This window comes from Streptomyces sp. NPDC126510, from assembly GCF_040302345.1.
Taxonomy (GTDB): Bacteria; Actinomycetota; Actinomycetes; order Streptomycetales; family Streptomycetaceae; genus Streptomyces.
The window spans coordinates 358,206-379,588 of sequence record NZ_JBEORR010000004.1 but is presented as its reverse complement, the minus strand read 5'-3'; the positions used below and the strand labels follow the sequence as shown (position 1 = coordinate 379,588).

Genomic DNA, 21,383 nt, shown 5'->3' with positions numbered 1-21,383 from the left:
GCTGCGCTCCCGCGCCGGGCTCGCGGCCCCCGACCGCCCGATCGGCAGCTTCCTCTTCCTCGGCCCGACGGGTGTGGGCGGCCGGCGGGCCACCCCTCACCCCGTCATGCCTACTTCGGGGGGCACTGCTTCCACGCCAGGTGGTACACCGTGCTGATGTCCCCGTCCGTGGAGTCCATGGTCATGAAGCTGACCTTGTCGGCCGACTGGGTGCCGGCGTTGACGCGGAGCTCGGTGTTGATGTTGAAGTTGCGCTGCACTCCGCAGGGCGCGTAGACCAGCTGGGCCCAGTCCGTCTCGTCGGTGGCCTGCCAGTTGTCGTTGAGAGGGCCGCTGAAGGGGTGGTTCTTGTACACCGTGCTGGGCGAGCCCTGGAAGTAGTACGAGGCCCGCTGGCTGGCGCTCGCGCCCCGCTGGAGGGAGGCGAATCCCCGGTAGTCCGCGCTCGCGATGGCGTAGGTGAAGCCGCCGGGGACGTGGACCTTCAGGTTGAGCTGGCAGTTCCTGCGGAACGCGGTCGGGTCGGAGCTTCCGCCGGCCTGGGCGAGGTAGTCGCTGTAGGTCACCGTGAAGGCGGTGTTGTCCTCGGAGACGGCGACCGCTGCCGTGCCCTGCGGGCAGCCGGAGCCGTTCACCGTGGCGACCTGGATGATGATCTTGTCCGGGGGCGGGTCGTCGAACCCGGAGGACGGGGATTGTGCGGGAAGTGCGCTGGTGAGCAGCGCGGCGATCGCGCCACTCAGGAGCAGGCCACCGGCCATGGTTCTCCCATTCCGTTCGTGGGGGGTGGATCGGACGACAGACATGGTGCATCGACATGGGCATGTCAAAGCGACAGCGCATGCGCCCCCGGTCTGTGACCGTTCCATGAAGGAGCTGTGAAGGCCGGGGGCGGTCGCATCGTACGCAGGGCGGCAGGGGCGGGCCAGATAGCTCCCCGGCCATTCACAATGGCGGGAATTCACCCGGGATGCCGGTGGGCGCATAGGGTGCCTTGCACCAGTGCGTCAGAGCGAGGACATCCCGAGGACGGAATGAGGATCACGCACAGCGCCGCGCCCGGTCGCCGCCCCTCAGGGGTTCTCCCAGGCCGCCGGTTCCGCCGCCAGCCGCTCCACCGGCTCGGGCAGCGCCCCGGCCGCGAGGTCGGCGATCGTCACGCCCTCCAGGATCCTGCGCACGTTGGCCCGCAGGGCGATCCACAGCGGCAGCAGCGGCTCGGCGGTGCCGGAGTAGGCGAGGCCGGTCGGCCGCTCGCCGCGCACCGAGACGATCGGCCCGTCCACGGCGCGGATCACGTCCGCGACCGTGATCTCCGCGGCCTCACGGGCCAGCCGGTAGCCGCCGCCCCCGCCGCGCCGGCTGTCGACGACACCGCCCCGGCGCAGGTCGCCGAGGATCCCCTCCAGGAACTTGTGGGGGATGTCCTGCGCGGTGGCGACGGCCTCCGCCTTGACCGACCCCTCCCCCTGCCGGACGGCCAGCTCCACGACCGCTCGTACCGCGTAGTCCGCACGTGCCGAGATCCTCATAGGACCATTGTCGCCGTCACCGTGTAGACATTGAGCACACGCACCTCGCACCACATCGAGCACACGCACCCCGTACGACAAGCGCACGCATCTCGCACCACGTATCGCAAGGCACAACAGGAGGCGCTCCCTTGGAGCTCAGCAGGCGGACCTTCCACGCTCTGGCCGGCACGGCGGCGCTCGGCTTCGCGCTGACCGGCAGCGGGTCGCCGACCTCCGCCAACCCGGCACGCACCGCGCCCACCGGCCCGCCGCCCCCGGTGCCCAGCGCGGACGGCCGGCCGCACGAGATCGCCTTCGACCACTACTCGCTGATCGTCGACGGCCGTCGCCTGGTGCTGTGGTCGGGCGAGATGCACCCCTTCCGGCTGCCGAGCCCGTCGCTGTGGCGGGACGTGCTGGAGAAGATGCGTGCCCACGGCTACAACGCCGTCAGCGTGTACGTCGCCTGGAACCACCACTCCCCCGCCCCCGGCCGCTACGACTTCACCGGCGTGCGCGACCTGGACCTGTTCCTGCGGACTGCCGCCGAGACGGGGATGTACGTCATCCTGCGGCCCGGGCCGTACATCAACGCGGAGGTCGACGCCGGCGGCTTCCCCGGCTGGCTGACCGCCACCGAGGGCCGGGCCCGGACCTCCGACCCGACCTATCTGCGCTACGTCGACGAGTGGCTGACCGCGGTCGACGCCGTCGCGGCCAAGCACCTGTTCACCCGGGGCACGGGCACGGTCCTGCTCTACCAGATCGAGAACGAGTACGACGCCCACGTCGACGAGCCGTCCGGGCGCGCCTACATGTCGTACCTCTACGAGAAGGTCCGCGCCGACGGCATCGACGTGCCGCTGTTCCACAACGACAAGGGACGCGACGGCGCCTGGACACCGGGGTCGTTCGGCACCGGCGGGGAGAAGGGGCGCTGGCTGTACGGGTTCGACGGGTACCCGGAGCCGGACGAAGTGCCGCCGGACTGGGGGTCGTTCGGGACCGGCGGCAAGAAGGGCGGGGCGAGCGCCAGCCCGCGCACGCCCGGGTTCGTGCCCGAGTTCGGTGGCGGCTGGTTCGACCCGTGGGGCGGGTCCACGTTCGACGGCAAGGGGTACGCCGAGGCGCGCCGGACCCGGGACGCGGCGTACGAGCGGCGCTTCTACCTCACCAACCTCGCCAACGGCATCACGCTGCACAACGTCTACATGACGTACGGCGGCACCTCGTGGGGCTGGCTGCCCGCGCCCGCGGTCTACACCTCGTACGACTACGGCGCCGCGTTCGACGAGGCCCGCAACGTCACTCCGAAGCTCGCCCCGATGCACCAGATCGGGCAGCTGCTGCGGTCCGTGCCCGACCTCGCCAAGCTGCACCGGGCGAAGACGGTGCGGGCGACCGACGAGCGGATGAAGGTCTACCACCTGACCAATCCCGACACCGGGGCCCACTTCTACGTCCTGCGCAACGACACCGGCGAGGCCCTCTCCGCGACGCTGCCGGACGCCGGGATCGACGTGCCGGTCACGGTCCCGGCCCGGGACGCCAAGCTGATCGCCGCCGGTCTGAAGCTCGGGAAGCGGACGCTGGTGCACTCCACCGTGCAGCCCATGGTGAACCTGACCGCCGGGCGGCAGGACATCGCCGTGTTCGCGGGCCGCCGGGGCGAGATGGCGCAGGTCGTCCTGGAGTGCGCGGACGAGCCGACGCCCATGCGGCTGGACGCGGAGCCCGCCTGGGCCTACAACCTGGGCAAGCTGAACATCACGGCCCCGCTCGGCGCCGGCGGGCTGAGCAGGGTGCGGGTCGAGGGCGACGGTGTGGACACGCCGATGCTGGTGCTGTTCGCCGACGACGCCACCGCCCTGCGGCTGTGGCCCTACGAGACCCCGTCCGGCCCGCTCCTCGTCTACGGCCCCGCCCTGCTGCGGTCGGCCGAGCTGCGCGACTCGACGGTCCACCTCACCGGCGACACCATCGGGCAGACCGGCCTGGAGGTGTGGGGGCCGCGCGGAATCACCCACGTCACGTGGAACGGGCGCCCGGTCGCCACCCGGATCAGCGCCTCCGGCAGCCTGCTGGCGCTGCGGCCGCTGCCCGGGGTGGCCCGGCCGGCCCTGCCCGCCCTCGACGGCTGGCGGCGGCGGGCCGAGAACCCGGAGTCCGAGCCGGACTTCGACGACTCGGACTGGACGACGGCCGACAAGAAGACGACCTTCAGCAGCACGCCCGTGCCCGACGGGCAGCCCGTCCTGTTCGCCGACGACTACGGCTTCCACTACGGCGACGTCTGGTACCGCGGCGAGTGGAGCGGCGACGCGGACTTCGCGTCCGTGTCCCTCGCCTACAGCACCGGCACGCAGGGCCTGCTGATGGCCTGGCTGGACGGCGAGCCGCTGGGCACCCACCGCATGCCGGTGCCGGACAAGGACCGGGCACGGCAGGGGACGTGGACCGCGAAGGTCCGCTTCGAGCTGCCGAAGAAGCTGCGGGAGGAGTTCCTTGAGGGGAGCCGGGAGGAGAACGGGGAGGAGAGCCGGGAGGAGAGCCGGGAGCGGCGGCACGTGCTGTCCGTGCTCGTGCGGCGGATGCAGCACGACATGGACGGCGAGGCGCGCGACACGCACAAGGCCGCGCGCGGTCTGACCGCCGTCACCTTCGAGGGCGACTCCCCCGAGGTGACGTGGCGTATTCAGGGCGCCTCCACGCCGGACCCCCTGCGCGGTCCGATGAACAACGGCGGGCTGCACGGGGAGCGCGAGGGCTGGCATCTGCCCGAGTACGACGACGAGGACTGGAAGGACGCCGGGCTTCCCCGGTCCGAGCGGCGGCAGGGCGTCACCTGGTACCGGACCGGCTTCCGGCTGGACGTCGACCCCGGCGTCGACGCCTCGGTCGGGCTCGTCCTCGACGACGACCCGGACCGCGCCTACCGCGTCCAGATCTTCCTCAACGGCTGGAACATGGGGCAGTACATCAACGACGTAGGCCCGCAGCACACCTTCGTGCTGCCGAACGGGATCCTGCGCACACGGGGCGCCAACACACTGGCGTTGGCTGTGCTGTCCGACGGAACCACACCGTCCGGGCCCGGGGACGTGCGGCTGACGCTGCTGGGCGCGGCGGCCGGAGGGGTGCCCGTCGAACCGGTGTGACCGGATCGAGCCGTCCTCGCGCATTGCCTTCTGCGGCACGCTGGTTCACCGTGTTGACCCTTCAGCGCTGCCGACAGGGAGGGGACCCTGGTGCGAAGACGGCGATTCATCACCGGATTAGCCGGTGTCGGGGCGGGTCTGGGACTCATCCCGGCGAGTGGCGGGCCGGTCGCGGCGGCGGCCGCCGGGGCGGCCGGGGAGGCCCGTGCGTGGCAGGCCGTGCCCGCACCGGACGGCGCACCGGCCGCCCAGTTGCGGGACGTCGCCGCGGCCGGTGACGGCCTGGCGTGGGCCGTGGGCGAGGAGGGCCGCAGCGGCGGCACGCTCGGCTCGCCGCTGGCTCTGGTGTGGGACGGCACGGCATGGGCGCGGACCGGCCTCGGCCACCTGGGTTTCCGCGGCTACCTGCACACGGTCGCCGGGACGTGCGCCCGCTCGGCGTGGGCGATCGGCACCGACACGGCCGGCATCACGCATCTGCTCGCGTGGGACGGCGGAACCTGGCGGGAGGCCGACTTCCCCGGCCGGGGCCGGTCCGGCACCTCCCTCACCGGCGTCGCGGTCGACCCGGAGGGCCACGCCTGGTTCTCCGGGCGCACCTCCGACGGCCGGCTGCTCCTGCACCACGACGGCAGTGCGTGGACCTGGCTCCCCGCACCGCCCGGCGCGCCCGCGGCCGCGCCCTCGGGTGTCCAGCTCACCCCGCGCGGCGACGTCTGGCTGTACGGGGTCGGCATCGTCGCCCGCTGGAACGGCTCCGCCTGGACCGAACTGCCCGCCTACCAGGGCATCCGCGCGAGCATCACGGGGCTGCTGCCGGTCGCCGACGACGACCTGTGGCTGGTCGGCTACGACTACGGAGTGGGCGGCCCGGTCGGCAAGCCCCCCGGCGTGCTGCTCCTGCACGGTGACGGCAGCACCTGGCAGGGCGTCACCGAGCCTTTCCGCGTCGGCATGCTGAACGGGATCGTCGCCGACGCGCAGGGACGGCCCGACCGGATCGCCGGCTGGGACTTCTGGGACCAGAACCGGGCCCACTACCTGCGCTGGGACGGCACGGCCTGGGTGAGCGAGCGGGGGCCGCAGGCCGCGACCCCCGTCGTCATGAACGCCCTGGCCAAGGTGCCCGGTTCGGACGGCTACTGGGCCGTCGGGACGACCTCGGCGTCGGCGTCCTCGACCGCCCTGCCGCGCATCGAACGCTGACGGGGGGGCGTCACGCCAGCCGGATCACGTTCCAGGACAGCGGCTCCAGGACGGCGCTGAGCGTGCCGTCCCGGAGGGCCGTGCCGTCGACCGGGTGGGGGGCGACCCGCTCGGGGGCGTCGAGGGTGTTGCGGGCGTCGGGGTCGGCGTCCGCGAGGGCGCTGTGCTCGACCACGCGGGCCAGGTCGAGGCCGCTCAGGGCGACTTCGAGGGGCAGGGCGTCGGTGCGGCTGCGGTTGACGGCGAAGACGGTGACGGTGCCGTCCTCGCCGCGCACGGCGGTGGCGTGCAGGAGGTCGGTCTCGCCGTACTTCTTCGTCTCGTACGTCGGGGAGTCCACGCGGACGTCCAGGACCTGGCCGCGGCCGTACCGGGCGGCCTGCGCGAACGGGAAGAACGTGGTCTGCCGCCAGGCCGGGCCGCCGGGTTCGGTCATGATCGGCGCGATGACGTTGACGAGCTGGGCGAGGCAGGCCACCGTGACGCGGTCGGCGTGCCGGAGCAGGGCGATGAGGAGCGAGCCGAAGACGACGGCGTCCATGACGCTGTAGTTGTCCTCCAGGAGGCGCGGGGCCTCCGCCCAGTCCCGGGCGCCGGAGTTCTCGATCTCGTGCCACTCCGAGATGTACCAGACGTTCCACTCGTCGAAGGAGAGGTTGATCTTCTTCTTCGACTTCAGCTTCGCGCCGATGTGGTCGGCGGTGGCGACCACGTTCTCGATGAAGGACTCCATGTCGACAGCGGAGGCCAGGAAGGAGTCGAGGTCGCCGTCCTCGGGCTGGTAGTAGGCGTGCAGGGAGATGTGGTCGACGAGGTCGTACGTCTCCTCCAGGACCGTCGCCTCCCAGGCGGCGAAGGTCGGCATGGCCTGGCTGGAGGAGCCGCAGGCCACGAGTTCGACGCCCGGGTCGATCTGGCGCATCGCGCGGGCGGTCTCGGCGGCGATCCGGCCGTACTCCTGGGCGGTCTTGTGGCCGGTCTGCCAGGGGCCGTCCATCTCGTTGCCCAGGCACCACAGCTTGATGCCGAAGGGGTCCTTGTCGCCGTGCGCGGCACGGAGGTCGGACAGGGCGGTGCCCTCCGGGTGGTTGGCGTACTCCTGGAGTTCGATGGCCTCGGCGACGCCCCGGGTGCCGAGGTTGAGGGCCATCATGGGCTCGGCCTGGGGGCCGACCTTCTTCAGGAAGGCGATGTACTCGGAGAGGCCGAAGCGGTTGGTCTCGGTGGAGCGCCACGCGAGGTCGAGGCGGCGGGGGCGGTCCTCGACGGGGCCGACGGAGTCCTCCCACTTGTAGCCGGAGACGAAGTTGCCGCCGGGGTAGCGGACGGCGGTGACGCCGAGTTCGCGGACGAGGTCCAGGACGTCGGTGCGGATGCCGTCCTCGTCGGCGGTGGGGTGGTCCGGTTCGAAGACGCCGGTGTAGACGCAGCGGCCGAGGTGTTCCACGAAGCTGCCGAAGAGGCGGGGGTTGACCTCGCCGACCGTGAAAGCGGGGTCCAGGGTGAAGCGGGCGGTGTGCATGGTCGCCTTTCGGGGTGGGTGGTTCTGTCGTGTCGCGGCTGCGGGTTGCCGGTGGCTTGTCGCGCCCACGCGGCGGAGCCGCATCTCGAGCACAGCCCCGCGCCCCTTCGGGCGCTACAGTGCCGTTCGGTATTTCGGATCCGGCTCGCCACCTCGAACGGGACCGTAAATTCGAAGCGCCGACGCGTCAATGGTCCGACCCGGACACGGTCGGGACATTACGGGCAGGAACGGTCGTTCTCCGGTGAACTTCGGACGCCGGATCGCATGACGCGCACACTTTCGGGCGCGTAGTCTCGGACGCGCCGGCAGGCCTCGGCCGGCGCCGAGGAGGGGGAGCGATGGACATCGCGGGCGCGCGGGTCAGGGCCGCCCGAGTCACCGCCGCGCTCAGGCGCTCACGCAGTGGCTCAGCCATGCGCGGCCTGGCCGCCGAGCTCGCCACCGCGGTCCGGAAGAGACCCCGGCGCCCCACCGACGTACGGTCGCTGTGCCGGGCGCTGTGCGAGGAGATGAGCGCGCGGCGCGGCGGACGGCCCGTGGAGCTGCGGTTCGAGCGGTTTCCCGACGAGATAGAAGTGACCGGCCTGTGGGTGGAGTTCCAGGACTTCGACCTCGTCATCGTGGAGGAACGGGCCGAGGCCGTTCAGCAGCTGGTCATCCTCGGGCACGAGCTGTGGCATCTGCACGCGGGGCACGGGCATCACCACGGAGCGGGTACGGCGGCGGCCCACGCGTTCGCCGACCGCCCGGGGTGGGAGGACGTCGCGCTGGCGGTGGCCGCCCGCAACGGCTCCCGGGAGCGGGACGAGGCCGAGGCCGACGCCTTCGGGCACCGGCTGGCTGCGGGGTGCCGGGCGCTGCTGTCCGGTGGGGGCGGGCCCGACGTACCCCTCGAACCCGTGCAGCGGTCGCTGTACTACCGGGGGCCGCGAGGAGGTGCGGCACCGTGACCACGGTGGCGCTGACCCCGGCCGAGTTCGTCAACCAGTTCTATCCGAACTTCTGGTGGATCCCCGCGGGGGTCCTCGCCGCGGCCCTGGCCATCAAGCTGCCGAGCATCATCCGGCTCTGGAAGGATCCGATGCTGCGCGCGGTCGGCGGGCTGCTGCTGCTCGCCTGCGCGGTGTTCGTCTTCGTGGCGCCGTCGACGATCGCCCGGGTCAACCGGCTCACCGGGGTGGCGAACTTCTCCGGACCCTGGGTCTACTCGCTGCTCACCGCGTTCTGCGCCTTCTGCCTGCTGCTGATCATCTCCTGGCGCAACGGCCTGTCCGACCGCTCGGACCGCACCCGGCGCGCGATGCGCGGGGTCGTGGCGGTCTACTCGGGCGTGATCGTCTCGATGTGGGTGCTGTTCACTCTCGCGGACGTGCCGGTGGAGCGGCTGCGGGACCTCGACACGTACTACGCGAACACCCCGTACATGCGCGAGGTGATCGTGCTGTACCTGCTCGCGCACACCGTGGCCGCGCTGGTCACCAACGGGCTGATCTGGAACTGGGTCCGCACGGACGGGCTCGACTCACTGCTGCGCTGGGGGCTGAAGTTCCTCGGCGTGGGTTACGCGGCGCAGTTGCTCTTCGACGCCGCCAAGATCAGCGCCGTGGTGGCCCGTTGGTCCGGGCGGGACCTGGACTGGCTGAGCACGGCCGTCGCTCCGCCGCTCGCCTGTCTGTCCGCCGTGCTCATCGCGGTCGGCTTCATCCTCCCGCACGCCGGGCAGTACCTGCATGGCCGCTGGCACGTCCGGCTCGCCCTCCACGAACTGCGGCCGCTGTACCTGCTGATGAGGGCCGTCAACGGCGGTGAAGGAGTCCCGTTCCTGCTGCGCGCGACGCCGGAGCTGCGACTGGTCCGCCGGGAGACGTTCATCCGCGACGTGCTGCTGCCGCTCGCCCGGCACATCGACGAGGACCGGCGCGAGCGGTTCCACGACGCCGCCCTCGCCCTCGGTCACCCGCCCGACCGGGCGAAGGCCCTAGCCGCCACCGCGGCGATCCTGGACGCGGCCGACAACAGAAGCCGGACACGGCAGGACGACGGTACCGGCGCCCGTGACACCACGGACCTGCTGCGCGACATCGGCGCCGTGTCCCGGGCCCTGCGCCGCACGGAGGATCTCCGGGCGATCCGCGCCCTGGCGCGTGACCACACGGACGGCAGGTCGCTCACCGGCTGACCACGGCCCGGGCGGCTCCCCGCTCTCTCGGGTGTCGCGGGCGGTGCCCCGCCGGGCCGGGCGCACGGACGAGACCCCGCACGAAAGGCCGCGGGCACGGAACGTGAAGGTACGGTGAGAGCCGTCCGGTACGAGGCCCGCATGGCTCGAAACCGCTGTCGGCGCACGGGGGTTGCGCGCCGCACGGCCGTGGCCGGACGTCGGGGAATGCCCGCAGGGCAAAGGAGCCTTCATGGCTGAGTGCGAGGAGTCGCATGTCGCGTAGAGCTGTCGTCATCGGTGCGGGTCTGGCCGGCATGCTGGCCGCGGCGGCCCTGTCCGCCGTCGCGGACGAGGTGGTCGTGCTCGACCGCGACGATCTGCCCGAGGGGCCGGAGCACCGCAAGGGCCTGCCGCAGGGACGTCACGCGCACCTCCTCATGGCCGGTGGTCTGGCACCCATGGAGGACCTGGTGCCGGGCGTGAGCATGCGCAAGCACCTGCTCGCCGCCGGTGCACACGAGATTCCGCTCGGCTCGGGCATGGTCGCCCTCACGCCCGAGGGCTGGTTGCGGCGCTGGCGTCACCCCGGACCGAGCATGCTGACCTGCACCCGGGCGCTGCTCGACTGGGCGGTGCGGGGCGCCGTACTGGACAGCACGGGGGTGACGATCCGCAAGGCCCGGGTGCTGGACCTGACGGGGTCACGGCAGTGTGTGACCGGGGTCCGCCTCTCGACCGCCGCCGGGGAGGAGGAACTCGCCGCGGACTTCGTGGTGGACGCGAGCGGACGCGGCTCGCGGATCGTGACCTGGCTGGCGGGGCTGGGCGTCGACGACGTGCGCGAGAAGACGGTGGACGCCGGCCTGGTGAACGCCACCCGTCTCTACCGCACCCCCGAGGGAGCGGGGCGTTTCCCGCTGACCATGGTGCAGGCCGATCCGTATCAGGGGCGGCCCGGGCGCAGCGGCATGGTGCTGCCGATCGAGGGTGACCGCTGGATGGTCAGCCTCGCCGGCACGCGGGGCGGCGGTGAACCGCCGTCCGACCCGGACGCGTTCCTCCGGTACACCCTGGACCTGCCCGACCCCGTCGTGGGCCGGCTGATCTCCGGCGCGGAACCGCTCACCGATGTCCATGTCAGCCGCAGCACCAGCAATCACCGCCGGTACCTGGAGAAGGTCCGCTCCTGGCCCGACCGCCTCGTCGTCCTCGGTGACGCCCTGGCCACGTTCAACCCCGCCTACGGGCAGGGCATGTCGGTGGCCGCGCTGGGCGCCCGGGAGCTGGACGGGGAGCTGCGGCGCTCCGGCTCCGGCCTGGGTGAACCCGGGCTCGCCCGGCGGGTGCAGCGGCGGGCGGCCAGGCCGGTGGAGGCCGCGTGGACGATGGCGGTGAGCCAGGACGTCTGGTACCCCGGCACGCGTGGGGGCTCGCCGGGCATCGCCGACCGTCTGGTCACCGCCTACACCCGCCGCATGATCCGCACGGCGACCGGTTCGTACACGGCGGCGTCGGCGCTCTGGGACGTGATGAGCATGACGACCGGGCCGACGCGGCTGCTGCGGCCTTCGACGGTCCTGGCGACGCTGAGCGGGCCGCCGTTGCCGGCGGCGCTGGGGGCGCCACTGACGGACGACGAGCGGGCGGTCCTGCGGCGGCTGGACCGGACGGGAGGCTGAGACACCGGACCGGGCACAGGACCGGACGGCGGGGACGAGGGCGAGCCGGTCCTCTGCCCTGTCCCTCGTCAGCCGGCGAACGAAGGCGTGCCGGTCCTCCGCCCCTGTCCCTCGTCAGCCGGCGAACGCGGGCTGTGCCAGTCCCTTGCCCGCCCCCGGCACCACGAACAGGGATCCCGCCAGGGCGGGCGGCTCGGTCAGCCCCACCCGGGCCGTCGTCACGTACAGGTCGGTCAGCCCGTCCCCGCCGAACGCACAGGCCGTCACCAGCGGCACCGGCAGCTCGATCACCCGGTCCAGCTCGCCGTCCGGGGTGTAGCGCCGCACCGCCGACCCCTCCCACAGGGCGACCCACACGCACCCCTCGGCGTCCACGGTCAGCCCGTCCGGGAAGCCCGCGCTCTCCTCGATCTCGGCGAGGGTCCGCCGCCCGGAGATCCGCCCGTCCGCGTAGTCGAAGACGTCGAGGCGCCGGGTCGGGGAGTCGACGTAGTACATGAGCCGCCCGTCGGGGCTCCACCCCGTGCCGTTGCTGACGGCCACGTCGTCGAGCACGACCTCGACCGTGCCGTCGCCGGTCAGTCGGGACAGCCCGCCACCCCCCGGCGCCTCGTCGTAGCGCATCGTGCCCGCCCACAGCGCGCCGTCGGGCGCGACGGCGGCGTCGTTGGCGCGGCGGCCGGGGACCGGCTCGTGGTGGAGCCAGCGGAAGGTGCCGTCGGGGTCGAGGAGGCCGACCCCGTCACGCAGGTTCAGCACCAGTCCGCCGCCGGTGCGCGGCTTGACGGCGCCGATGTGCTGTTCCGTGCGGCGCAAAGTGCGGCGCCCGGTGACCGGGTCGTAGGTGTGCAGGCGGGAGCCGAGGATGTCGATCCACAGCAACCGGCCGGTCGCCGCGTCCCACGTGGGGCCCTCGCCGAGCTCGGCCTCAGCGCGCACCGCGACCTCGTACGGCGTCGTCATGCCACGCTCCGGTGGCCGAGGTGCTCGGACAGCTCGGCGGCGCCCTTGACGGCGAGCTGCTCCAGCTCGGCCCGGCGCTCCTCGCTCCAGCGGATCATGGGCACGGAGATCGACAGGGCGGCGACGACCTGCCCGGTGCGGTCGCGGACCGGCGCGGCCACGCAGGACACGTCCGGGTTGGACTCGCGGTTCTCCACGGCGAGGCCCCGCTCACGGATCTCGGCCAGGGCCTCGCGCAGGGCGGCCGGGTCGGTGATGCTGTTGGGGGTCATCGCGACCAGCTCGGCGCTGTCGGGGATGCGCGCGGTGAGCTCCGGCTCCGGAAGGGAGGCCAGCAGCATCTTGCCGACGGAGGTGCAGTGGGCGGGCAGCCTGCGCCCGGCCGCCGACACCATCCGCACGGCGTGCGTGGAGTCGACCTTGGCGATGTAGATGACGTCCGTGTCCTCGAGGATCGCCACGTGCACGGTCTCGTCGCAGGTCTCGGCGACGGACCGGGCGACCTGCTGCCCCTCGGCCGCGAGGTCGAGCTGCTCGGAGTAGCGGGCACCGAGCTGGTATGGGCGCACGCCGAGCCGGTAGCGTCCGGGCTGGCCGGGCATCGGAACGATGTACTTCCGGGCGGCGAGCGTGGTCACCAGCTCGTGCACGGTGGTGCGCGGCAGCTGGAGCCGGCGCACGATGTCGGGGGCGGAGAGCGTCCCGTCCCCGTCGAGAAAGAGCTCGAGAATGTCGAGAGCCCGGGTCACGGCTGGTACGAGGCGTCCCACGACCGGCCCCCTCCCTTATATGTCTCAGGCGCCTGTGTTCGAGATTTCAACAGGCGATCGGCATGACGAACACAGGCTAGCCATAGAGGTATGTCCGGGCAATGGGCGGAGCCCGGCGGAGCGGAAGAGGTGGGGCCGTTGAACCGATTCGGGCGCTCGTCACTCAGGGTGTGAGGGCGGCGACCCAGTCGCTCGACCTCACCAACGCCGGGCCGTTCACCTCTGCGGCGCCGGAGACGTACGCCAGCCATCGCAGCTCGTCGCACGCGAAGAAGGACTCGCCCCACGTGTCGACCCAGATGCGCGCTTCGTGGTCGCCCGACGGTGTGAGGTCCCACCAGGCCCAACCGCGAAACTCAGATTCCGGATCGAACTGGTACAGCCATTCCTGCACGTCCCACACCCCCTGTCCGATCGCGAGGGAGTATCGTTCCCTGCCTCCCGCCACGGATTCGGGAACCGGGGCAGAGCCTCCACGGCCCGCCGCAGCGAACCATTCCGGAATCGAGTCGAGCGGCAGGTCTTCTCCCTCGAAGGGGTGCGAAACCGCCAGATCGAGGGCGGGCTCCAGCACAGAGCGCATCCTGAGGCCGAACTCGCTGACCGGACAGGCCACCCGCACGTCGAAGACGCATAGAACGGGGGGCGCGTCCTCCGGCGCGGGACGGCGCGACAGCCTGCCTCGCTCCTGCTCGATGTCCTCGATCTCGTGAATCATTTCCCCGTCTCTCCGTCAGTCTTCCTGCACTACCCTGCCCGGGTACTTCGCTACTTCCTGCCTGAACTCGTTCAGCATCCCGCTGGGAATCCCGTACAGATCATCCCCCATGGTGGGATCCGAGATCTCTGGGCAGATCCGCTTCATCTCCTTCCATTCCGCCTTGGAGAACCCGAGACCAGGTTCCTTCTGCGGTACGGCCGTTCTCCTGATCTTGTCCCGGAACTCGGCCGAGACCTGAAACTCCACGATCTGTCCGCCCTCACCACGGAACCGGACGGTGTGGCCGATGTCTCCGCTCAGATTGACGTACAGGGCCCCCTTGCCGGTGATCGTCACCTTGCCGTCCTCGCCGATGTGGATCCGCTTGCTGAGGGGGTGGTCCGTCTGCTTCCGGAACCCGGAAATGATTTCTTCGCAACGGGGGGCGAGGCCGAGAGGGTCGGTCCACGTGTGCGGGTTGTGGACGTAGGCGGACGGATTCGGAGCCGGCGCGAGGCCGAGGGGGTCAGGAGTGAGGTAGCGCGCGGTCTCCGGGTCGTAGTGCCGGTGGTAGTTGTAGTGCAGGCCCGTCTCGAGGTCGAAGTACTGGCCGGGGAAGCGCAACGGGGTGTACGTAGTGCTGTCGGCCGACCAGGACGTCATGCCCCATACCGTGCTGCGCGTGCGCCAGGCGATGTCGCCCGATTCGTCGAGGAGCTCGGTCGGGGTGCCGACGAGATCGGTGACGATCGCGAAGAAGCGGGAGTCGATCTCGCTCTGTGACGCGTCATCGACGCCCACCCGTTCGGTCTGGGCGACGGGGTGCAGACCCTGGTGATCCCACGTGATGGTGACCGGACTGGGCAGTCCGGTGCCGATGGTGGTCTGTTCGCAGAGGGTGGCACCGTCCCAGGTGAACTCCGTCCGCTCGACGACGGTCACCTCGTCCGAGGCGAGGCGCAGTTTGGCGACGCGGCGCCCGAGCGGGTCGTAAAGGTAATGCCATCGGGTGCCGTCAGGTGTGGTGACCGAGGTGAGGCGGTCTTCGGAGTTCCATGTGTAACGCCAGGTGTCCGGCTTGCGGGAGAGGCGGGCCTTCTGACGAAGCGTGATGCGGCCGGCCGCGTCGTGCTCGTACCGGACGTTGCCCGCGTGAGTGATCCGGGTTCCGGCATAGCCGCGCGTACCTGTGGCCTCGTGGCCGGGGTGGCTCACCGGCCACGACGCGTCGGTCTGATTACCGGCGTCGTCGTATGCATAGCGTTCGGACCAGTCGGCGGCGCGGACCGCTGTGACCCGGCCGACGAGGTCGAGCTCGAAGTGGCGTGTGCCGTTCAGCTGGTCGTCGACACGGGCGAGGTGACCGTCCGCGCGATAGACGTATCCCCTCCTCTGGACGGTGTCGCCCGTGGCGCCCACCACCGACTGTCCGGTGCGGCGGCCCAGCTCATCGAAGGAGTGGGACACCGTGGTCGTCGAGCCGATCCGGCGACTCAGCTCACGACCTGCCGTGTCGTAGGTGAAGCACACCGTGTGATCGCCGGCGAGCAGCGTGGTTCGGCGCCCCGCGGCGTCGTAGCTCCAGCTGCTGACGGCCCCGCTGGGGGTGATGCGCCGCGTCCGGTGACCGATCAGGTCGTACTCGTACCTCGTCGCACGGCCGTTGACCGTCTCGGACAGCAGTCGGCCTGCGGGGTCGTAGGCGAGGAGCAGCGTCGATTCGCTCGTCGCCGCGGTGGCCAGGCGACCTGTCGGTGTGTAGGTGAAGACCGTGACCTGGTCACTGGCTGTTTTTCGCGTGACGAGACCGAGGACATCCCGCTCGAACTCAGTGTTCTGGCCGAGAGCGTTGGTGCACGCACGGAGGCGGCCGGCTCCGTCGTGGGCGTAGGTGACGGTGCGGCCGTCGAAATCCGTTTCCGAGATGAGCTGTCCGGCCGGGTCGTAGCCGTAGCTCCAGTACTGCCCCTGCGGGTTGGTGACCCGGGCCAGCCGGAGTTCTGTGTCGTAGGTGAAGGAGTGACGCACGCCGTCCGGCCCGGTACGGGACGCCGGCAGGTCGAAGTGGGTGTACTCGAAGCGGGTCACGGCTCCGGTGGCATCGCGGTGTGCGGTGCAGTTCCCTTCGGCGTCGTACGCCCAGACCTCGCTCGACCCATCGGCGTTGCCACGGCGGATCAGTCTGCCTTCCACGGTCCACTCCAGGCGCGTCGAGTTGCCGAGAGGGTCGGTGATCACCGTGGGGCGGCCCACGATGTCCCGCGTATACGTCGTGGACGCGCCGAGGGGATCGGTGATCTCGACGGGCAGACCCGCCTTGTCGCAACGCACGCTTGTCGTTTGCCCCAGCGCATCGGTGACGGAGGTCAGATGCCCCCGGTCGTTGTATGTGAAGCGGGTGGTGGCGCCGACGGGATCGGTCACGGAGACGCGGTCACCGCACTCGTTGTACTCCTGATGCCAGACTGCGCCGTCGGGCCCGGTGATGAGCGTCGGCAGCCCCGACGGGTCGTGCTCGGAGCGCAGCTCCGCACCGTCCGGACGCACGACGCGTGACACGCGTCCTCGCTCGTCGTAGGCGTAACGCCGTACGGCCCCCAGCGGGTCCGTCACAGCGACCAGTCGCAGCTCCTCGTCCCACTCCCGCAGTGTGACGTTGCCGAGCGGGTCGGTCTCACGGACGAGGCGCAGAGCCTCGTTGTGCTCGTAGACACGGCTGTGGCCCAGGGAGTCCGTCACCCTCGTGGTGCGGTCCTCGTCGTAGGTGAGGGTGGAGGCCAGCGCATCGCCCGTACCGCCGGTGGCCACGACCCGGCCCCACTCGTCGTAGGTGTACCAGTACGTCGTGTGGTTGCGGTCGGTCCAGGAGGTGATGCGGCCCTCAGTGTCATAGGTGTAGCGCATCGGCAGGCCCGAGGAGTCGGTCTCCTCACTCAGGTGTCCCCGCTCGTCGTAGCCGAACGCGAGCAGGACGGTGCCGGGACCGTCGGGGTCGGCAGGGTCGAGCAGGCGCAGGCCCGTGATGCGTGAGGCGGAGGCGTCGTGGTCCAGAGCGATGTGGTAACCGCCTGAGTGGACCACCGCCGAGGGGAGGTCACCGTCGGCGTACTCGACGGTGATGCGGTTGCCGTTGCGGTCGAGGATGTGCTGGAGGGGCAGATCGACCGCTGTGTCGTCGGCTGCCGGCACGGGGCTGTGGAAGACGTGGGTCAGCCCGGAGTCGGGGTCGCTGACGCGTACGGCGCCGTCGGTTTCGTCGTCCCAGCAGAGCGTCAGGCGGGAGCCGGGTGTCACCGGACGGACCGGCTCGTTCGTCTCCGGGTCCGGCAGGGGGAAGCAGAGCCGGGCGCCGTCCGCGGCTGCGTACACCAGGCCCTCGTCGTCCGCCTGCACACGCTGGTCGAGTGTGGAGGCCCATGAGGGACCGAACCATCCGCCCCAGCGATACGAGGAGAGGTGCGTGCGCTCAAGAGTCAGGGGCAGCACACCCGGGAGCTCGACGTCCGTCCGGGCCAGGGCCATGTCGCCGGTGGCCACGTCGATCGGGTCCCGTACGAACTTCTTGATCATGTTCTGGACGGAGGCCGGCAACTTGTCGAACCCTGGGTTCAACCTCAGGCGCTCGAAGGTGGCGCAGTTCAGCTTCAGGCCCTTGCCCAACTTGGCCAGATCGGCCGGTTTGAGAGCCTTCAGTCCCTTGCCCAAAGCCTTGCCCAGAACGCCGAGACCGACCCCCATGAGGGCGCCCTCCGTCAGGAGACCGGCCAGCTTGTCCGGGTCCTTGAACGCGGCGGGGTCCTCAAGAAGCGTGGCGAATGCGGAGAATTTGGCCCCCTCCTTGGCGTACTTGGCCACGGCCGCGACCCCCCGGACCTCCTTCAGTGTCTTCAACGCCCGCTCAACCGCCCGGATGACCTCCATCACCCCCCGGATCGCGGAGGCCAGGGCAGTGCCCTCGCGTTCGATGCGGGCGATCAGGGCGACCACCTTCGCCGCGCGCTGGCCTGCCATGAGGGAGGAGACGACCGCCGAGGTGCCGCCGGTCAGGACGGAAAGGGCCAGACCGGCGATTTCGAACTCGGCGATCTCCGCGAGGATGACCCCGATCTCGGAGAGCAGCTCGTGGGCCTTGTCGGCGAAGTCGTCGAGTGCCTTGGCGCCGTCGCGCAGTGCGTCCGCCATCTCCGTCGCCTGCTTACGCGCCGCCTTGGAGCGCTTCTGAAAGGCCTTGGCGGCCTTGCCCTCCCACTCGACATCCGCCAAGGCCTTACCGGCGGCCTCGGCGGCGTCGTCCAGGCCGGTGGCCAGGTGGCGCCAGTTCTTGGCGATCTCCCGAATGCCGTCCGGGTCCACGGCCGGGTCCGTGATGCCCAGGAATTCCAGGCCGCTGGCGACGGTGTCGCCGAACATGTGGTTGAACTTGCTGACGTAGTGCAGGGGGTTGAGGTCGACCACGCGCCGGTCAGCTCTTCCGGGCGCGGGCCTGGGCTGCCAGCAGAAGGTCGAGCAGGTCGAAAGCGTCGGAAACCTCACCCATCAGCTTCGCCTCCGCCTCCCACTCGGCGTCCAGCTGCGTGGTGAGCTTCGTGAGGGTGGTCATGCCCTCCTCGATGTCCGCCTTCGCACCGAGGAGGGAGCCGAGGGCGCCGAGCGCCGAGAGGTCGTGGGAGGCGGCCTTGAAAGCCTGCAACGGCTTGGCCGTGTGGTGTCCCACCCTGCGGAGTCCCGAAGCTGCCTTGTGCAGCGATGCGGCTTCCTTTTTCAGGTCCGACATGTCGCCGTGCCCCCGTACTTCACTCTGTGCACATGCCAACCCAAAGACCGTAGTCAAGCTGGTTATGGTGGCGGTATAGAGGACACCAAGCGCGATCAAAGATCGTCGGGATGTCCGCCGCTCACGGACGGCTCACCGGCGTTTGCACCCCGCAGACCGCGGCAGCGGCAGCGCGAAGCCGGGTTTCGTACGCGGTGTCGACGACGCCGTGAACGCGCCGCTCACCGGGCACGCCGCCCCCGCTTCGCCCCCAGCTCCCCCCGCAACCGCTGTGCCCGCAGCACCAGTTCCAGTTCGAAGCGGCGGTCGGGGTCGTCTATCTCGTCGCCCCAGAGTTCGCGGATCTGGCGCAGGCGGTAGCGGACCGTCTGGGGGTGGACGCCGAGGCGGGTGGCGACCTCCGGGGCGCCGCCTCGGGTTTCCAGCCAGGCCAGGAGAGTTTCGGCGAGGCGGCGGCCGTGCGTGGGGCCGCAGTGGGTGAGGGGGGCCAGGCATCTCAGCGCCAGGTCGTCGATGAGTTCCTCGGGCTGGAGGAGGACCAGGGCCTCGGTGTGTTCGGTGCAGTACAGGACCTCTCCGGAGGGGAGGAGGTCCCGTTCCATCAGGCGGACCGCCGCCTCCGCCCAGCGCAGCGACTTCGCCGCTTCGGTGAGCGGCACCGGCGGGCCGATGGCGCCGGACCAGCCGGCCAGGGCCCGGTGCATGAGTTCGGGGCGGCCCGCCGCGTCCGGCTCGGGCACCACCATGCGGGGCTGCTCGTACTCCATGTCGAGCAGGACGCCCTGGCCGACCGCGGGGGCCATCGCCTCGCGGGCCGGGCGGAGCAGCACGCCCACCGCGACCTTGGCCGGTAAGGGCCAGCCGATGCGGGCGGCGCGTTCGGTCAGGGCCTCGGCCGGGTCGCCGCGGTGGTGCTCGGCGAGGAGCAGCTCCATGAGGCGGCGCTGCAGGCGCAGGCGTTCGCCGGCCTGGCGGGCGGCGGCCTCGGCGTAGCCGCGTACGGACTGGTCGACCAGGCCGTCCAGGTACTCGTAGCCCGCGTCGACGAGTTCGTACATCGCCGGGGGCGGGATCTCCACGCGCTGGCCGATGTCGGCGAAGCGCCGCCAGGCCAGGCGTACGCCCATGCGGTAGATGGCCTGGAGGGAGTCCAGGGAGCGGCCGTTGAGGCCCTCACCCCGGCCGAAGTCCTGGAAGACGCCGGGCGGGACGGTCGGCCGTCCCTCCGAGTGCTCCAGGTGCTGCACGAACACCTCGATGGCACGGCGGATGCCGACCAGGGCCATCGGCTCACCGGAGTCGTCGAGGACGACGGGCAGGTGCGGGTACTCGCGCTGGATCTCACGGAGGATCTCCTCGGCGAGTGCGGGCGCCTCGGCCATGGCGATGGCGGCGAACCGGCGCACCTGGAAGCGCGGTACGTCGTGCCAGGCCGAGAGCGTCGTGACGGCTGCGGTGCGGGCGGCCGTCATCGTCAACTCCCCTGACCGGCTTGCTCGTACGTGATCAGGGGGGTGTTCGGCTGGTCGGGTGTGGCTTCGAGCAGCGCGACCACGCCCAGCGCGGCGCCCACGGCTAGGGCGGCGGCGAGCGCGACGGTCAGCGCGGCAGCGAGCAGTCTGGACATCGCAGGGTCAGCCTCTCTGTCCGGATTCGCCCGGAGATCGTCCGGAGGTTGCCCCACCCCGGCACCCCGTCCCTGCCTGTCGCGCCCAGTCTCGACAAGCATTGACACCCCGTCAAGAGCGGCCTACGGTTCCCGGCCCAGCCGCACGTGCGCATCCCGCCGCCGTGCCGGCCCTCTCGTACGTCGAGCCGTCCCAAGCCACTGGAGTGCCCGGATGCGCCGTACAACCTCTCCTTTTTCCCTGGTCCTGCTGGGTCTCGGCACGTTCCTGCTGGTACTGGCGCCGCTGCTCGCCTGGTACGTGGAACCGCGTGCCGCGGTCAACCCGGTCGACATCGACACGACGGCCGTCTACACCGGCCGGGGCAGCGTCTTCGACACCGACCGGATCGAGACGGTGCCCGACCGGAAGATCACCGTGACCCAGCGGGTGCGGGGCAACGTCGAGGACAGCGAACGCAGCGGCAACGCCGTGTGGGACGTGACGACCACGGTCGACACCGACAAGTCCCTGCCGGCCGCCGATCCGCACGACGCGCTGGACTTCGTCCCCCACCGCTGGGTGATGGACCGGAAGACCACGCGGCCGGTGCACTGCTGCGGGGAGAAGCCGTACATCGAGGGCGAGGCGTACCTGAAGTTCCCCTTCGACGTGCAGAAACGCTCCTACCAGTGGTGGGACAACACCCTCGGCGACACGGTCGTGCTGCGCTACCGGGGCACCGCGAAGATCCAGGGCTACACCGGCTACCGGTTCACCGGTTCGGTGCCCCCGACGAGGACCGGCACGCGCATGGTGCCGGGCAGCCTCGTCGACCGGCCGAACCGGCCGCAGGTGCTGGCCGAGGAGTGGTACTCCAACCACGGCTTCGAGCTGGTCGTGGACCAGGCGACGGGCCGCGTGATCTACGCGCAGACCGGACCGCGGCGGACCCTGCGGGCGCCCGGCGGGAAGAAGGACGCGGCGGTGCTGCTGGACAGCCGGAAGGTCTCGTTCACCACCGCGACGCAGAAGGAAGCGGTACGGCAGGCGAAGCGGGACAGCGGGCAGCTGCGGCTGGTGGGCACGACACTGCCGATCGGCGCCGGGGCGGTCGGCTTCGTGCTCGCCGTGGTGGGTGGCGTTCTCGTGGCCCGTGGGCGGAAGGAGCCGGAGAACCCCGTTCCGGCCGAAAGGTCCGATACACCCCAGCCCACCCTCACGAAGTGATGTGCCGTCAGCTCCAACAAAGCCCGAAATTGTCACGTCGGTGAGTAGCCCTGGCGAACGTCCGGGCGAAAACTGTCCAACCCCACCCGAGCACAT

The 21,383-nt window shown here is 71.0% G+C and carries 16 protein-coding genes; 6 read left to right on the top strand and 10 right to left on the bottom strand.

From position 1 onward, the window contains the following. Nucleotides 1-110: 110 nt before the first annotated feature. Both ABTX60_RS07710 and ABTX60_RS07705 read right to left on the bottom strand, forming a co-directional pair. Nucleotides 111-761 (bottom strand): DUF4360 domain-containing protein, encoded by a 651-nt coding sequence (locus tag ABTX60_RS07710; protein ID WP_352096157.1) that lies wholly within the window; start codon nt 759-761, stop codon nt 111-113. Between the two features lie 312 nt (nt 762-1,073). After that, the gene (locus tag ABTX60_RS07705; protein WP_350710124.1) at nt 1,074-1,532 is read right to left on the bottom strand and encodes an RrF2 family transcriptional regulator; all 459 of its coding nucleotides are present in this window, start codon (nt 1,530-1,532) and stop codon (nt 1,074-1,076) included. A gap of 131 nt (nt 1,533-1,663) precedes the next feature. Here ABTX60_RS07705 and ABTX60_RS07700 point away from each other — a divergent pair, with 131 nt between their 5' ends. After that, the gene (locus tag ABTX60_RS07700; RefSeq protein ID WP_352096156.1) at nt 1,664-4,672 is read left to right on the top strand and encodes a glycoside hydrolase family 35 protein; all 3,009 of its coding nucleotides are present in this window, start codon (nt 1,664-1,666) and stop codon (nt 4,670-4,672) included. A 90-nt stretch (nt 4,673-4,762) separates the two neighbouring features. Next, the gene (locus ABTX60_RS07695; RefSeq protein WP_352096155.1) at nt 4,763-5,878 is read left to right on the top strand and encodes a hypothetical protein; all 1,116 of its coding nucleotides are present in this window, start codon (nt 4,763-4,765) and stop codon (nt 5,876-5,878) included. A gap of 10 nt (nt 5,879-5,888) precedes the next feature. On the opposite strand, the gene arfA is transcribed toward ABTX60_RS07695, so the two are convergent. Then, nucleotides 5,889-7,400 carry an arabinosylfuranosidase ArfA gene (gene arfA, locus ABTX60_RS07690; protein ID WP_352096154.1) on the bottom strand — a complete coding sequence of 504 codons (1,512 nt, stop codon included), beginning with the start codon at nt 7,398-7,400 and terminating at the stop codon, nt 5,889-5,891. 341 nt (nt 7,401-7,741) lie between these two features. Here arfA and ABTX60_RS07685 point away from each other — a divergent pair, with 341 nt between their 5' ends. The 3 genes from ABTX60_RS07685 to ABTX60_RS07675 all read left to right on the top strand — a co-directional run bounded on the left by ABTX60_RS07685 (nt 7,742) and on the right by ABTX60_RS07675 (nt 11,243). After that, nucleotides 7,742-8,353 (top strand): toxin-antitoxin system, toxin component family protein, encoded by a 612-nt coding sequence (locus ABTX60_RS07685; protein WP_352096153.1) that lies wholly within the window; start codon nt 7,742-7,744, stop codon nt 8,351-8,353. Then, on the top strand, nt 8,350-9,582 hold the full coding sequence (locus ABTX60_RS07680) for a DUF6545 domain-containing protein (RefSeq protein ID WP_352096152.1): 1,233 nt from the start codon (nt 8,350-8,352) through the stop codon (nt 9,580-9,582). Before ABTX60_RS07685 ends, ABTX60_RS07680 begins: the two co-directional genes overlap by 4 nt. 254 nt (nt 9,583-9,836) lie before the next feature. Next, nucleotides 9,837-11,243: an NAD(P)/FAD-dependent oxidoreductase gene (locus ABTX60_RS07675; protein ID WP_352096151.1), complete on the top strand. Its 1,407-nt coding sequence runs from the start codon at nt 9,837-9,839 to the stop codon at nt 11,241-11,243. Between the two features lie 114 nt (nt 11,244-11,357). Here the strand turns inward: ABTX60_RS07675 and ABTX60_RS07670 are convergent, their stop codons facing one another. The 7 genes from ABTX60_RS07670 to ABTX60_RS07640 form a co-directional block, all read right to left on the bottom strand. Then, nucleotides 11,358-12,206, bottom strand: a complete 849-nt coding sequence (locus ABTX60_RS07670) for an SMP-30/gluconolactonase/LRE family protein (protein ID WP_352096150.1) — start codon at nt 12,204-12,206, stop codon at nt 11,358-11,360. Then, entirely contained in the window at nt 12,203-12,976 is a 774-nt protein-coding gene (locus ABTX60_RS07665) for an IclR family transcriptional regulator (RefSeq protein WP_352096149.1), read from the bottom strand. The genes ABTX60_RS07670 and ABTX60_RS07665 overlap by 4 nt, the downstream gene beginning before the upstream one ends. 163 nt (nt 12,977-13,139) lie before the next feature. Next, entirely contained in the window at nt 13,140-13,694 is a 555-nt protein-coding gene (locus ABTX60_RS07660) for a hypothetical protein (RefSeq protein ID WP_352096148.1), read from the bottom strand. 15 nt (nt 13,695-13,709) lie between these two features. After that, a complete protein-coding gene (locus ABTX60_RS07655) occupies nt 13,710-18,131 on the bottom strand; it encodes a DUF6531 domain-containing protein (RefSeq protein ID WP_352096147.1) in 4,422 nt (1,473 codons plus the stop codon). A gap of 7 nt (nt 18,132-18,138) precedes the next feature. Continuing rightward, nucleotides 18,139-18,390 carry a hypothetical protein gene (locus tag ABTX60_RS07650; protein ID WP_352096146.1) on the bottom strand — a complete coding sequence of 84 codons (252 nt, stop codon included), beginning with the start codon at nt 18,388-18,390 and terminating at the stop codon, nt 18,139-18,141. 281 nt (nt 18,391-18,671) lie between these two features. Beyond that, on the bottom strand, nt 18,672-19,922 hold the full coding sequence (locus ABTX60_RS07645; protein WP_352096145.1) for a PucR family transcriptional regulator: 1,251 nt from the start codon (nt 19,920-19,922) through the stop codon (nt 18,672-18,674). Between the two features lie 2 nt (nt 19,923-19,924). Then, on the bottom strand, nt 19,925-20,077 hold the full coding sequence (locus ABTX60_RS07640; protein WP_010042314.1) for a hypothetical protein: 153 nt from the start codon (nt 20,075-20,077) through the stop codon (nt 19,925-19,927). 214 nt (nt 20,078-20,291) lie between these two features. Here ABTX60_RS07640 and pgfA point away from each other — a divergent pair, with 214 nt between their 5' ends. After that, nucleotides 20,292-21,287 (top strand): cell envelope lipid trafficking protein PgfA, encoded by a 996-nt coding sequence (gene pgfA, locus ABTX60_RS07635; RefSeq protein WP_352096144.1) that lies wholly within the window; start codon nt 20,292-20,294, stop codon nt 21,285-21,287. Nucleotides 21,288-21,383: the final 96 nt, after the last annotated feature.